The following is a 15199-nucleotide window of genomic DNA, read 5'->3' on the forward strand; positions in this document are numbered from 1 at the left end:
CAACGCCGGCGCTCCAAGGCAAAGGAAAGATATGGCAGCAACCGACAACGCGGCCGAGCAGGTCGCCCACATCGCCGAGAAGATTCGCGCTGGCAAGACCACGCTGGGCATCGAATTCGGCTCCACCCGCATCAAGGCCGTCCTCATCGACGACAACTTCCAGACCATCGCCTCCGGCGACTACAGCTGGGCTTCCCATCTGGAAGATGGTCTGTGGAGCTACACCACCGAGGAGATCTGGGGCGGTTTGCAGTCCGCTTACGCCTCCATGGCCAACGACGTCGAGACCGCCTATGGCGAGAAGCTCACGCACGTCGGCCACATCGGCTTCTCCGCCATGATGCACGGTTACCTCGCATTCGACGAGGCCGGCGAACTGCTGGTGCCGTTCCGCACCTGGCAGAACACCAACACCTCCGAAGCTCACAAGAAGCTCTCCGAGCTGTTCCAGTACAACATCCCCGAGCGTTGGTCCATCGCTCACCTGTACCAGGCCGTGCTCAACAAGGAAGAGCACGTCTCCAAGGTGGCTTACTTCACCACACTCGCCGGTTACGTGCACTGGAAGCTCACCGGTAAGAAGGTCCTCGGCGTGGGCGATGCCTCCGGCATGTTCCCGATTGACCCGACCACTCACACTTACGAAACCGCATTCATTGAGAAGTTCGACGCTCTGCCTGAGGTCGCAGCCCAGCCGTGGAAGCTGGAGAACCTGCTTCCTGAGCCGCTCGTGGCCGGCACTCCGGCTGGCGAGCTGACCGAGGAAGGTGCCAAGCTGCTCGATCCGTCCGGTGCCCTGAAGCCCGGCATCGTGCTCGCCCCGCCTGAGGGCGACGCCGGTACTGGCATGGTAGCCACCAACTCCGTGCGCGTACGCACTGGTAACGTCTCCGCCGGCACCTCCATCTTCGCCATGGTGGTTCTGGAGCACAAGCTCAAGGCCCTCCACCCTGAGGTTGACTTGGTCACCACCCCGGCCGGCGATCTGGCCGGTATGAGCCACGCCAACAACTTCACCTCCGACCTCAACGCTTGGGTCGGCCTGTTCGGCCAGTTCGCCAAGGCTATCGGCCAGCCGGTTGACGCCGGTATGCTGTACGGCACCCTGTTCCGCGCGGCCATCGCCGACGACGTGGACGCCAACTGCGGCGGCCTGCTGAACTACCCGTTCCGTTCCGGCGAATTCCTGGCCGGTCTGCCTGAAGGTCGCCCGCTGTTCGCCCGCAGCCCCGAAGCCAACATGACCCTCGGCAACTTCATGCGCGCCCAGCTGTTCTCCGCGTTCTCCCCGGTCAAGATCGGCATGGACGTGATGACCAAGCAGGAGCGCGTGCAGGTCGACTCTCTCGTGGGCCACGGCGGCATCTTCGCCACTCCGAAGGTGGCTCAGAAGATTCTCGCTGCTGCCTTCAACACCCCGATCAAGGTCATGTCCACCGCCGCCGAAGGTGGCGCCTGGGGCATGGCCGTGCTCGCCAACTACCTGTGGAACACCAACGAGGATCACAGCAACCTCGCTGACTTCCTTGACGGTTGCGTGTTCAAGGACGCCCAGTCCACCACTGAGAAGCCGGTGGCTTCCGATGTGGTTGGTTTCGAGGACTTCTTCGCCCGCTTCACCAAGGGCCTGCCCATCGAGCACGCCGCCATCGAAACCATCAACCTCGAAGATAAGTAAGCCTTTCTGGCCTCCCTCTATTGAGGGAGGTCCTTGAGATTTTGAAAAAACGTCCATCCATCACAGTGGAAAGGAAAACCAATAATGGCAACTTTGGCTGATTACGGCCCCGAGGTTCGCGCCGAGGTCAAGCAGGTTCGTGAGGTCGTCTCCAACCTGCACCAGCAGCTGATCAAGTGGAACCTGGTCGTGTGGACCGCGGGCAACGTTTCCCAGCGTCTGCACACCGCCGACCTGTTCGTCATCAAGCCCTCCGGCCTGCGCTACGAGTACCTGACCCCGTCCTCCATGGTCGTGTGCGACCTTGACGGCAACGTGGTCGACGGCACCGAAGCCCCGTCCTCGGACACCGCTTCCCACGCCTACATCTACCGCAACATGCCCGACGTCTACGGTGTCGTGCACACCCACTCCACCTACGCCACCGCTTGGGCTGCCACTGGTCAGAACATCCCGTGCGGCCTGACGATGATGGGTGACGAGTTCGGCGGCCCGGTGCCGGTCGGCCCGTTCCGTCTGATCGGCTCCGAGGCGATCGGCAAGGGTGTCGTCGAGACCCTCAAGAAGTACCCGAAGTCCCCGGCCGTCCTCATGCAGAACCATGGCCCCTTCACCATCGGCAAGGATGCTGAAGGCGCCGTCAAGGCCGCTGCCATGACCGAGGAAGTCGCTCACACCATGTGGGCCGCCCGTCAGCTCGGTGACATCATCGAGATCGACCAGGCCGACATCGATAAGCTCAACGACCGCTACCAGAACGTCTACGGTCAGCACTGATTTGATGGAGTGTCCGCCGCGTTACGGAAGGCCCGACGTACCTTCGTACGCCTTCGCCTTCCGCGCCTTGCGGACACACGCATCAAATCAGCGCTGACTCCGCCAGCACGGTGGTGTCTTGGCTCCCCTCTCTGAGGGGAGCTGTCAGCGATAGCTGACTGAGGGGAGCCTCGGTCGGCGAATGAAACTTAAACAAACCCCCATAAACAAAGAAGTAAAGGAAGTAACCCTATGGTTATGGAAAACCCCTTCGAGGGCAAGGAAATCTGGTTCGGCGTTGGTTCGCAGGACCTGTACGGCGAAGAAGCCCTGCGCCAGGTCGCCATTCACTCCGCTGAAATGGTCGACTACCTGAACAACACCGGCAAGATTCCGGCCAAGATCGTCCTCAAGCCCACCCTGAAGTCCTCCGACGGTGTCAAGGAGTTCATGGTCGAGGCTTCCGCCAACCCGAACGTCATCGGCGTCATCACCTGGTGCCACACCTTCTCCCCGGCCAAGATGTGGATTCGCGGCCTCGAAGTGCTGACCAAGCCGCTGCTGCAGCTGGCCACCCAGCACCACAAGGAAATCCCGTGGGAGACCATCGACATGGACTTCATGAACCTGAACCAGGCCGCCCACGGCGACCGTGAGTTCGGTTACATCGTCTCCCGCCTCGGCATCAAGCGCAAGGTTGTCGTCGGCCACTACACCGATCCCGAGGTCGCCGAGAAGGTCGGCACCTGGGCCCGCGCCTGCGCCGGCTGGGATGCCTCCAACAACATGAAGGTCATGCGCTGGGGCGACAACATGCGTAACGTCGCCGTCACCGAGGGCGACAAGACCGAGGCCGAGCGCGTGTTCGGCGCCTCCATCAACACTTGGGCCGTCAACGAGCTCGTCGCTGCGTACGACGCCGTCAAGGACGACCAGGTCAAGGAGATCATCGAGGACTACAAGGCCAAGTACGACGTCGACCCGGCTCTGCTGGACGCCAAGTACGACTCCCTGTTCATCGCCGCCAAGGAAGAGGCCGCGATGGTCAACATGATGCGCGCCAACGGCTGCACCGCCGGCGTCGACAATTTCGAGGACCTCGGCGCTCTGCCACAGCTGCCGGGCGTTGGCCCACAGCGCTTCCCGTCCGAGTACGGCTGGGGCTTTTCCGCTGAAGGCGACTGGAAGACCGCCGTCCTCGTGCGCATCGGCGCCGTCATGGGCTACGGCCTTGAGGGTGGCGCCTCCCTCATGGAGGACTACTCCTACAACTTCACCGAGGGCGACGAGCTCGACATGGGCTCCCACATGCTCGAGGTTTCCCCGTCCATCGGCACCATCGCCAAGCCGAAGCTGGAGATCCACCCGCTGGGCATCGGCGGCAAGGCCGACCCGGTCCGCCTGGTCTTCTCCGGCAAGCCCACCAAGGACGCCGTCGTGGTCTCCATGTCCGACGTTCGCGAACGCTTCCGCCTGCTCATGGACGTCGTCGACGTCGTTGAGCCGCAGGGCTCCCTCAAGGAGCTTCCGTGCGCCCGCGCCGTCTGGGAGCCGAAGCCGAGCCTGAAGACCGCTGTTGAGTGCTGGATCACCGCCGGTGGTTCTCACCACACCTGCATGACCACCTCCGTCGGTCGTGAGGCTTGGGAAGACTTCGCCCGCATCGCCGGTGTTGAGCTCGCCGTCATCGACGAGAACACCACCGCTCGCCAGTTCGAGAAGGAACTGGAGCTGTCCGAGATGTACCACCGTCTTAACAACCAGCACTGATTGGCGGAGCGTATACCGCCTTTCCTCAGGTTCGACGTACCTTCGTACGCCCCTCGCCTTCGGACGGCGGTCTCCGCACGCGCCAATCAGCGCTGGCAAGCCAGCACCGATTAACTGCTGACTGCTACCGCTAAAAGGGGCTGTTCCGGAAAACCGGAGCAGCCCCTTTTAGGTGGTTTAGATGATTCGCATTAATCCGATGCGCACTGAATTGAATTCCGATTTATCGAGGTATGCGATCAAGCTGATTTTGTAATGCAGCCGTCATGGTGCCCATATTTTCGATTACATTGAATGATTGGTTGACGGCATCAGCAAATGGGCGAAGGGGACGCGCAAAATTACCAAGCATACGAATAAGGGGCAGCATCTGTGTCACTTCCGGAGGCATGGATAGCGAAGTGCGCAATCCATCGAATGTTGTTCCCATGCTGTCAATCTGGCTGTTGCGTAGAGCGCCTTGTGGAAGGCTCTGAATGAAGCCCACGTATTGAGACATGACGGCATAGGCGTTATTCCATAGTTCTGACAGATTATCCGATGCCTTGTTGAGCGAATCAATGTCAGGTTGTAGTTGTTCTGATAGTTGTATCGCCCATGAGGAATAGACAGACGCATTGCCGTTCGCAGGAGCGGGATGGGTACTTAATGTCTTTGAGATATTTTGAAATGATACGGCAAATTCTTGCGCGCCCACATTAACTTGTGGTGTAAGTTTTTCTATCTCATTCCAGGCACTCAATAAATCCGGTGTGTTGTCTCCCTTAAACTTGCTCACAACTGACTCTGATGTGTCATCAGATTGTGATCGGGCAGTAATATCCTCTATTACTGCGCGAAGTTCTTTCACGATTTCAAGGATTCTCTTTTGACGATCTTCAGCAGACATTAAACGCAAATCGCCCACTGGTAGATACTGTCGATTATGCGCGATGTCCCAAACAGGATCACGATCGCTAATTCCAGTCATGCCATCTATGCTTTGCAACATCAATGGAAGTATACGATTCGGTCCATGTTCCGTGACCCGAGTATTGAAATCCAGCAGTTCTTTACGACAGGCCTCACTGCGCACATATCTGGGAGTAATTATTGGAAGAATGATATTTGCATTACCAATGCCTCGATCAAGTGCCTGACGCCAATCTTCACCCCAGTTTATAGAGGTCTTGTCGACGAATAACCCGAGTGTATTGCTGGTCTCGTAATTGTATTCGTCGATAATATCATTCACGAATTGAAGTATTGCCCCCTTGAGGTGGTCGTTGTCTGCATGGCAGTAGCTTAAAAACAGGTTGGCATCAGTAGGGGCATTGGCATGAGCTGCCACATCGGTGTCGGACGGCCGAATAGGTAAAACTGATGGAACCGATAATGAGTAATGTTCAGCATCCGAAGTAGCTGTCTGGAATCCGTCACTGTCCCACAATGATGAAATTGGCAGAGCCCATATGTTGTTAGTGAACTGCTGCACCTTGTCTCCTGTGTATAAGACGTAGCCTCGGTGGAAGCGCTTGTCGCTGTCGCGCAATGCTGCAATACCAGAAAAATCTTTGCGGTCCACGGTATTGTTGGACTTCATTTCCAAAGCGACAAGTTGATTATCGTGTAGCAGCACGAGATCAACCTCTTTGGGCTTATTGCCAGTTTCCCGCCAGTAGAAAGCGTCGGGGTGTATATCGGACCATTGTATTTCCGGAATGATTTGATTGACGGCGAATGATTCAAAAAGCTCGCCAAACAGAACGCGATCATTATGAAAATCTCTGCCGGATTGTCGTATTGTTTCAACGCTGAATGACGTGTCTACTGGATGTATTTTTGCGCGGGTAAACAGTTGCTTACCAGGTGCTGAGCGTAGGTTCGGTAAGGCGGAGATTAGGAATCGGCGCATGAAAATACTGATGTATCGCTCAATGGTGGAGGGATTCGAATGAATAGTGTCGGATATTCTTTTTACATTCAAAATCCCGCCAGGGACTGCAAGTAACTCTTTGAGTATGGCATCAGCTATTGCTTTATCCAATCGCTCTCCGGGAAGTATGGTATCGCCCAAAACATTATCGATATCCGTTTTTACGGAAAAACGTAAATCGCTCTCTGCAATAGGTATGGAGGGCATTGCATACGAGGGGAAACCTCCCACAGTCATATACCTAGCTAGTGTGTCCCTATTGGTCTCTGAATGATAGTTCGCATTTGGGGTACCGTTCCACAACAAGTCAATGATGCTGGTATCAGTATTTTTATTGATTTCTCTGCGTGTTAGGGGATATAAGGTATAACGCAGGGAACGGCGGGTAAGGGGGTCCTGTCCGTCTAGCCCATCTCGGGTGATTGATGCTGAACCAGTAAGAATGAAAAAAGGAGTAGAACCAGTTTGCTTGTCGATTACTCCCTTGACGGATAGAGGCAAGTCAGGAATACGTTGAGCTTCGTCGATAATGCACGGCGTGGGTAGCGAATCAACCCACTCATCCAAATGAGATGAGGCGTACTCGAATGTCCTCTTGTCAGCAAGCGTCTCATAATGATAGCCGTCTGGCAATTCTGTCTGAACAAGCATGGTTTTGCCGACTGCTCGTGCTCCTTCCAGCACCGCTACTTTGTTTGGACACTGACGGAGGACTTGTGCCAACGGTCGAGTTACGTATCGAACGTTCGATGGAATCATGTTGATAATTTTATCACATGCTGTATAAAAAAATGATATTTTATGTGATAAAAAAATAACATCCAATGACCTTAGAATACTTCAGGTGATGTTTTCCAGCAAGATGCAGCCATGTTTCCAGATAACACAGACGCGCCGCTGCCTGGTGCGGAACCGTTGTCATGAGGTGGCAATCTCGATTATGCTTGCGTGGTCACGCAAAAAATCCGTTGTTAGCAACTCCCCACAAACGCATCAAAAATCGCCTGCGAGCGTGGATCTACCTTGTAGAGAAACTCGGGATGCCACTGCACGGCCCACAGGAAGTGGCTTGCCGGCCGGTACAGGGCCTCGATCACGCCGTCGGGCGCAACGGCCATGACTTCGAGACCGGGGGCCACATCACGAACCGCCTGATGATGGTAGCTATTCACTGCAATCTCAGTCTGCCCCGAGAACAATGAAGCCAAGGGAGTGCCGGGCACCAAGGAAACGTTATGTCCGAACGCATCGTACGGCGGATTCATATGGTGTTCGATATCGCTCGGATGCTGGCTTGGCAGATCCTGCCACAACGTGCCGCGCAGCGCTGCATTGATGAACTGAATGCCACGGCAGATGCCCAGAATCGGCTTGTCCCAAGCCATTACAGCTGGCAGCAGAATCGATTCCATTCGGTCGCGCTCAGGAGAGAGCACCTCGCTACGGCCGGTGGCGGAGGCCGCTGCACCAACCATCGGTCCCACATCCGGCCCGCCCGTAAACAGAAACGCGTCAAACCGTTCGGCACATTGCGCAAGAATGTCGGCGTCATCGGTCAGCGGCAACATGATGGGCGTACCGCCGGCCCGCATTATCGCCTCCATATATCCGGGCAGCATCCACAGACTATCGCGCCCGTAATCCATCAGCGGAGTCACCGCAATGAGCGGTCGATTCGTGGTCATGCCTGCCTCTTTTCGCCCAAGTGTCGCTTTCGTCGTTCTGCCGCAAATCGTTTGATCCAGTGGCCAATAATGCCGTCACTGTACCGAACCAATGTAACCGGTCGGCCAGCATTATTTCGTCAGCCAGCCGCGACGAGATTGCACAATGTGCCAATGATGGGGGCATTCGGTGCGGCCTTGTCAATGTTCGGGCCATTGCACGTTCGGCGGGGAAAGCATGCCCCGTCCGCGCATCGTGATGAACGAGTAAGGTTGACGGGGAGGGAGAATCACATGAACCAGGCATGCGTACGCAACGATACCATCGACGCGGGCAACCATCATGGCCGACCGCAATACCGGTCGTTCCTGCGATTTCTGACATCGCAGGAACGCAACGTCATTTGGCTGTTGCTGGCCGTCGCTTTTCTTCCGGTGGACGGCACCACGCTTGGCCTGTACGCGCCGTTCTGGTCGCCAATCAGTCCGGCGCTGTTCGCCGTGTACTGCCTATGCAATTGGCGGCAACTGCGCATCGCAGCCAACCGGTACCTGCCAATGTTCCTCCTACCGGTGGTCTGTATAATCCTGTCCATCCCGGGATGGCTGAAGTTCGGCATCCACCTCAACGCCGCGTTCATGAGCATCACCGGATTGCTGGGCGTGCTCGCCACTTTGGGTGCGATCGCCCTTGCGTTCGACATCAAACGCATTCCGTGGCGTACGCCATTGCGGATTCTCATCGCATCATACTGGGTTTCCTTCGGAGTGGGCGTCGTGCAATGGCTGTCCATCCGTCTGCGCGCCAAACCGTTGACCGACTATTTCTCGCACCTCATGTACCGGCAATACATCAGCGACAACTCGGTGTGGGGCGGCGGCCGTCCGCAGTTCCTGTTCGCCGAGCCCAGCTATATCGGCATGCACCTGTTCGGCATACTGCTTCCGCTCATGTGGCTCATGCGCGGGCGCGACCGCATCTACGCCAAACGGCTGCGTGACCTCATCGTCACGTATGCCGTCGGCGCGGTGCTCATGCAAGCCGGCACCAGAATCGTCATCGATTCCGTCGTGGCGTTGCTGATCGCCCTTGTGGCGCGCACCGATTGGCATGACGGCGCACGCCGCGTCCGGGGCATGCTGCAGATTCTCGGCGCATGCGCACTGGGCCTGCTGGGTGTGCTGGCGGATTCCAGACTCTCCGCCATCGCGGAGAACGGGGCCGAGGGAGACGGCTCGTTCTTCGCGCGGATCTACCAAAGCCTCGATCCGATATGCGGATTGCTCACCCATCCGTGGACGCTGCTCACCGGTTATGGCGCGGGCAACATCATCAATGCGGTGTGGGCCGGCGCGGCCAAAGCCGGACGGCTGCTGGACGGTCTTGGTATGAACGGCGGCGCGGCCACGGGATTCGCGGCCGGCGTGAACGCGGACACGGTGTGGACGATGTGCGCGTATACCAGCGTCATCGCCGAATACGGGCTGATCGGGCTGGCCATGCTGGTCGGAGCCTCGATGGTCTGCATGACGCGCGGGAGGACGGTATGCCGTGGCGGTGCGGATGGCGCATCGTCCGACGGGCTGGCGCACGGTGTTTGTGTCACCGACGTTGCCGACGTTGCTGATGTTGCCGGGGGTAATAGTGGTGGTGGCGTTGCCGGCGCGGGTTCGGGCGAATCCGGCGTCTGGCACAAGACCGTCATCTGCTGGCTCGTCCTGGTCGCATACCTGTACATCCAATGCGAGAACTATGCGTTCGCCGCTCTGCCGCTTCTTGTGTTCGCCGCCTCGAAGGTGAGGCGCGAGCCTGATTTCTCGCGGGCCGACGCATCGACGCGGCCCGAGATGGACCAAAATCCAGAATAACCGACATTCGCCGCTGTTCCGTTTTTCGCTCAAGGCGTATATCTCCCGTATCTTGAGGTGCATCATGTATCGTCGCGGCTAACTAATCGGCGAAACGCGGCATGTTTCGCATTTTGGGCGAAAAGCCCAAGTCCCACAGGAGGTATTGATGACGTTCGTTGCACGGTCGGTGCGCTATGTGCTCAGAAAACGAGTGCGAACCATAGTGCTCCTTATAATACTGACCATCATAACGGCGAGCATGCTATCCACGATCGCGGTTTCTCGGGCAGCTCAACAGGCCGCCGGACGAATCGAGAAGGAAGCGGTCGGTGGATTTGTGCTGTCCAGCAACATGCAGGGCAGCATGCTCACGCCTCGCGGAGGCGGCATGGTGCGCCCCGCCGACGTGCGCAGGATCGCCCAACTGCCCGGGGTCGATTCGTATATGGTCCGTCAGAACGCCACCGCCGATCTCGTGGGGGCGAATGTGGCGAAGGTCCCCGGCGGCGATGATTACGATGCGACCCAGGAGCAGCAGTTTGGCAACGCCGCCAACGTCATGGGCACGAATGATTCGTCGAAACTCAACGTGTTCACGTCGCGCACGCTCGGCATGGCCGAAGGACGACATCTGAAGGCCTCCGACAAGTACACGTCGATGATCCATGAGGATCTCGCCAAAGCCAACGGGCTCAAAGTCGGAGACACGCTCACGCTCAAGGCCAACGCCTATGACGCCGACAACGAATCACATTCGACGGCGACCGTCAAGACCACCATCGTGGGCATATTCAAGGGCGACAGCGCCAGAAAGGTATCCAGCCGAGCGGAACTCACCGCCAACACCATCTACACCGATCTGGATACCACACGCGACCTGTACCAGTACAAGGACGGCAAGGAAATATACCAGGACGCCACCTTCGTGCTGTCCAAGGGCGTTGACGTGGAGAAGACCATGGATGCCGCGAAGAAACTCCCGGTGGATTGGAACAACTATCAGATCACGCGCAACGACCAGTATTCATCGAGCATGCTGCATGCCGCCCGCGGCGTGCGCTCCATGATGCGCGGCGCCCTGATCGGCGTGACCGTCTCGGCCGTGCTCGTGCTCAGTCTCATGCTGCTGCTGTGGATGAACGACCGCCGTCAAGAGATGGGCATACTGGTGTCCCTTGGCGTCGGCAAGCCCTCCCTGGTCGCCCAATACCTCACCGAGATGGTGCTGATCGGTCTGCCGTCCCTCGCCCTCGGCTGGCTGTGCGCGCAGGGAATGGCCCAATGGCTCGGCGCCACGGCGCTCCATTCCGTGAACGCCTCCGCGGCGAAGGAGCTGAGCAGCATGGGGCAGGTCGGCGGCGATCTTGAATCCAGCATGTCGGTGCGCACCCTGGATTCGCTCACGGTGTCGGTCGACGGGACCGCCATGCTGTACGTGGCGCTCGGATTGTTGGCGGTGATGCTGGTGTGCGTCGCGGTGGCGTGCATGCCGATGCTGCGCAAATCGCCGCGAGACCTGTCGGAGATTCGATGATGAGCATGAATGTGTGGAAGCGTGCCACGTTGGCGATCGTACGCAAGCCGGTACGTAGCGGCATCATCGGTCTGCTGATGCTGATGGTCTTCACGAGCCTGGTGGCGCAGGTCGGAGTCTCGACGGCCCTGCGTACCATGTCCGACGGCATCGGCGCGGGCATGGGCATAGGGTTTACCGTCAGCGCCGGCGAGAATCCCATTAGCGCCGAGGAGGCGAGCCGGTTCTCGCGTATCCCCGGTGTGACGAAGACCGCCTATGCGACGAAGACCTTGGCGCAGGTGGATGGCGCGCGCCCGGTCATGCCCCGGCAGGGCCCCCGATTGGACTCCGATCTGGCCATGCAGGTCAGCGTGCTGGGCACCACCGATTCCTCATTGTCCGAGGAATTCCAGAGCGGCCTGTACCGCCTGGAGCAGGGCCGCCATATCTCGGGCGACGGCGACAATGTGCTGGTCCACCGCGACTTCGCGATGCAGAACGGCCTATCGGTCGGCTCGACATTCCGTCTCCGGCAGGAGGGGCGCAACGCCACGGTGCGTGTGGCCGGGATCTTCTCCGGCAACGTGCAGGCCCAAAGCCCCCTGCCCTCGGACACTTCCGAGAACCTCATCTATTCGGGCAGGCGAGTGACCTCCGCTCTGACCGGAAACGACCAGATCGGCATGATCCGATGCCTGTCGGATAATCCGCAGGACCTGTCCGCGGCGGTCAGTCAGGCCAAGACCATGGCCGGTGGCAAGTACGACGTCACCGACGATTCGGCCCGGCTCTCCGGCGTCCTGCAATCCGTGCAGACGGTGCGTGATCTGGTGCGCATGGTGCTGCTGTCCGTCTGCCTCGCGGACGTACTGGTGCTGGCGATGGCGCTGGTCTTCTGGATTCGCTCACGCATCCATGAGATAGGCACGCTTCTGGCCCTCGGCATCGACAAGATGCGGATAGTCGCACAGCTCGCCATCGAAACCGGACTCATGGCGGCGGTCGCCGCCCTGTGTTCGCTGGGCACCGGCGCCATGCTGTCGGGATACGTGTCTTCCCGACTGTTGCGCGATTCGGGCGTCGCGCCATTGGAATCGTTGCACGTGGAGGCCTTGCCGCCTGAGCAGACGGTGCTCATCCTGCTGCTCGGATGCGCGGTCATCGCCGTGGCCCTTGCCGTGTCATGCGCCGCCGTGCTGTCCAAATCCCCGAAATCCATTCTTTCCTCTATGCGTTAGGAGTCACCAATCATGTCTAACTGTCTGCAACTGGACCATGTCGATTACGCCTACGGCGCGGCGAAGATCCTTGTTCTCTCGGATGTCAGCGCGGATTTCGAATCCGGGAAGATGTATGCGATCACCGGCCCGTCCGGCGCCGGCAAGAGCACGCTGCTGTCTCTGCTGGCCGGCCTGGACGCCCCCTCCCGGGGAGTGGTCCGCTTCGAGGGGGAGGACATCGCCGCATCGGGCTATGCGAAGCACCGTCGGGAGCACGTGTCCCTGGTGTTCCAGGACCATAACCTGATCGACTACCTCACCCCCGAAGAGAACCTGCGGCTGGTCAGCACCAAGGCCGATATGAAGATCCTCGAGGAACTGGGTTTGAGCCGTGAGGAATCCAAGCGCAACATCATGCACCTGTCGGGCGGCCAGCGTCAACGGGTGGCGGTCGGCCGCGCGCTGGTCGCCCCGGGCCGCGCGATCCTCGCGGACGAGCCGACGGGCAGCCTCGACCCGGAGATGACCGACGAGGTGATTCATCTGCTGCAGCATGCCGCCCATCAGCTCGGCAAATGCGTAATCGTGGTGACGCATTCCAAGCGTGTCGCCGACTCCGCCGATGTCGTGCTGCGTCTCAGGAGCAAGAAACTGACCCGGGCGTGACCCACCTGGGCCGGGCGGCACCCATACACCGCTTCGGCATTTCGGCACCCCGGCGACCGGGCACTCCGGTATCCCGGCCCTTCGGCATTCTGGCACCCCCGCGCTCCGGCACCCCGGCGACCCACTCGCGTTGCCGGGGTGCCGTATTCGCTCTGCGCCATAATGTGCGTGATAATGGAACCATGCCAGTGATGAATGATGAAGTGCCCGGCGAGGTTGAACCGCACCCCGATTGTTGGACTGGAGTAATCCAGATTCGATGATCGGAGGTGCGGTTCAAAAGGCCCTTTTTTGTGTCGGATTACGAACCGCGCGTTTCACCGCTTGCCGTTGTAGATCTCGTTGTCGATCACATCGGCGAACCCGCGGTTGACGGCCGGGCGCACTACCTTCAGCGACGGCGTCAGGCACTTGTTCTCCTGCGTGAACTGCGTGCCCAGCACGGCGAACTTGCGCACGGATTCGGCACGCGAGACCGTCGCATTCGCCTTGTCCACGTACTGCTGGATCTCTTCGCGCACTGCGGCGTTCGTGGCGAGCCGGTCGACCGGCGTCTCCGTGGACAGGCCGTGCGCGGGCAGCCAAATGGCCAGCGACTCCGGGTCGAGCGTCACCAGCGCGCCGATGAACGGGCGCTGGTCGCCCACCACCACGCAGTGCTCCACGATCGGGCACTTGGCGATCTCCTCCTCCAGCGGAATGGGGGAGACGTTCTTGCCGCCGGCGGTGATAATAATGTCCTTGATTCGACCGGTGATGATGATGCGGCCGGCGTCATCGATCTCGGCCAAGTCGCCGGTTCTGAGCCAGCCGTCGGCGGTGAACACTTCAGCCGTCTTCTCCGGCAGATTATGATAGCCGCGGAACACGTTCGGGCCCTTGACCTGCAGTTCGCCTTCGTCGGAAATGCGAATCGAGGAGCCGGGCGCGGGCTGGCCTACGGTGCCGATCACATTGTCGGTCACGCGCGTGGCGGCGAACGGGGCGGCGGTTTCGGTCATGCCGTAGCCCTGGATCATCGGCAGTCCGATGCCGTTGTAGAAATGCGCTAGATCGAGCGACAGCGGTGCGCCGCCGCAGGCCACGTACTTGATCTTCGGGCCCAGAGCGCCGCGCACCGTGCGGTAGACGAGCGTTTCGTACTTGGCGCGCTCGGCGATTTCGGCAAATGTGTGCTGCTCGCCGGCCTGCTCCTTGCGGCTCCAGACGCGCGCGGCCTCGGCGGCTTTGACAAACAGGCGGCCCTTCCAGCCGGCACCGGCCTTATGCGAGGCGGCGTTGTACACCTTCTCGAACACGCGCGGCACGCCCAGCAGGTAGGTCGGTTCAAACGAACGCAGGTCCGGCAGCAGGGACTTGGTATCCGGCAGATAGCCGACCACGCCGTCATCGGAGGCGATGGAGGCGTACTGGATGAATCGTGCGAAGCAGTGGGCCAGCGGCAGGAAGAGCAGCAGGCGTGGATGGTCGTCGAGAACCACTTCATGAAGCGCCTGCGAAGCGGTGATGGTGATGGACACGAAGTTCTTATGGGTCAGTTCGGCACCCTTCGGGTTGCCGGTGGAGCCCGAGGTGTAGACGATGGTGGCCAGATCGTCGGCGCGCACGGTGGCCACGCGCTCGTTCAGTTCCTCGTCCGAAACGGTCACGCCTAGGCCTTCCAAAGCGCCCAGTGCGTTGCCCTCGAGCATGAGAATCTGCTTCAAGGCAGGGCAGTGGTCCTTGACCGAGTCGAGCCGGTCGAAGCGCTCGCGATTGTCGGCAAAGGCCAGCTTGACCACCGAATCGTTCATGATGCGCTGGGCCTGCGGGGCGGAGTCGGTGTCATAGATCGGCACGCTTACCGCGCCCACCGCGGCCAGTGCGAAATCGAGAATGCCCCATTCCAGACGGGTGGAGGAAAAGATGGTCACCGCGTCGCCCTTGGCGATGCCGAGCGCGATCAGGCCCTTGGCGGCCGAGACCACGCGCTCGTGGAATTCGCCGGTGGTGACGTTCTGCCAGCGGCCGGGGCCGATTTTTTTGGCGGCGATTACCGTGTCCGCGCCGGTGCGGGCAAGGCGATCGGTAAGTAGGGAGTAGATGGTCTGGTTGTCGCGGATTTCGATGGATTCGCCAGGCGTGGTGTAGTGGTCAAGCATAAGCGGGCCGTGTCCTTACGTG

At 59.5% G+C, this 15199-nt stretch carries 10 protein-coding genes; 7 read left to right on the forward strand and 3 right to left on the reverse strand.

Annotated features, from left to right (window positions below; translation table 11 throughout):
- The first annotated feature begins 31 nt into the window (after positions 1-31).
- The 3 genes from AB5287_RS02125 (at position 32) to araA (ending at position 4204) form a co-directional block, all read left to right on the forward strand.
- Positions 32-1678, forward strand: a complete 1647-nt coding sequence (locus AB5287_RS02125) for a xylulokinase (RefSeq protein ID WP_007051390.1) — start codon at positions 32-34, stop codon at positions 1676-1678.
- An 84-nt stretch (positions 1679-1762) separates the two neighbouring features.
- Positions 1763-2455, forward strand: a complete 693-nt coding sequence (locus tag AB5287_RS02130) for an L-ribulose-5-phosphate 4-epimerase (RefSeq protein WP_007051389.1) — start codon at positions 1763-1765, stop codon at positions 2453-2455.
- A gap of 231 nt (positions 2456-2686) precedes the next feature.
- Complete coding sequence (araA, locus tag AB5287_RS02135; protein ID WP_131205377.1) at positions 2687-4204, forward strand: L-arabinose isomerase; 1518 nt, start codon at positions 2687-2689, stop codon at positions 4202-4204.
- 223 nt (positions 4205-4427) lie between these two features.
- On the opposite strand, the gene AB5287_RS02140 is transcribed toward araA, so the two are convergent.
- Both AB5287_RS02140 and AB5287_RS02145 read right to left on the reverse strand, forming a co-directional pair.
- Positions 4428-6878, reverse strand: coding sequence for an AAA family ATPase (locus AB5287_RS02140; RefSeq protein ID WP_240817802.1), 2451 nt, complete (start codon positions 6876-6878; stop codon positions 4428-4430).
- 212 nt (positions 6879-7090) lie between these two features.
- Positions 7091-7804, reverse strand: coding sequence for a gamma-glutamyl-gamma-aminobutyrate hydrolase family protein (locus tag AB5287_RS02145; RefSeq protein ID WP_131237095.1), 714 nt, complete (start codon positions 7802-7804; stop codon positions 7091-7093).
- Between the two features lie 273 nt (positions 7805-8077).
- Between AB5287_RS02145 and AB5287_RS02150 the strand changes: the two genes are divergently transcribed.
- The 4 genes from AB5287_RS02150 to AB5287_RS02165 all read left to right on the forward strand — a co-directional run bounded on the left by AB5287_RS02150 (position 8078) and on the right by AB5287_RS02165 (position 13036).
- Entirely contained in the window at positions 8078-9652 is a 1575-nt protein-coding gene (locus AB5287_RS02150; protein ID WP_368220534.1) for a hypothetical protein, read from the forward strand.
- 148 nt (positions 9653-9800) lie between these two features.
- Complete coding sequence (locus AB5287_RS02155; protein ID WP_007054835.1) at positions 9801-11168, forward strand: ABC transporter permease; 1368 nt, start codon at positions 9801-9803, stop codon at positions 11166-11168.
- Positions 11165-12388 (forward strand): ABC transporter permease, encoded by a 1224-nt coding sequence (locus tag AB5287_RS02160; protein ID WP_131221779.1) that lies wholly within the window; start codon positions 11165-11167, stop codon positions 12386-12388. The genes AB5287_RS02155 and AB5287_RS02160 overlap by 4 nt, the downstream gene beginning before the upstream one ends.
- Positions 12389-12400: 12 nt before the next feature.
- On the forward strand, positions 12401-13036 hold the full coding sequence (locus AB5287_RS02165) for an ABC transporter ATP-binding protein (protein WP_013140272.1): 636 nt from the start codon (positions 12401-12403) through the stop codon (positions 13034-13036).
- A gap of 317 nt (positions 13037-13353) precedes the next feature.
- Here the strand turns inward: AB5287_RS02165 and AB5287_RS02170 are convergent, their stop codons facing one another.
- Positions 13354-15177 carry a long-chain fatty acid--CoA ligase gene (locus AB5287_RS02170; RefSeq protein WP_131222727.1) on the reverse strand — a complete coding sequence of 608 codons (1824 nt, stop codon included), beginning with the start codon at positions 15175-15177 and terminating at the stop codon, positions 13354-13356.
- Positions 15178-15199 lie beyond the last annotated feature (22 nt).

The organism is Bifidobacterium sp. RTP21102st3_E2_RTP21102_210122, from assembly GCF_040916945.1.
GTDB classification, from domain to species: Bacteria; Actinomycetota; Actinomycetes; order Actinomycetales; family Bifidobacteriaceae; genus Bifidobacterium; species Bifidobacterium longum.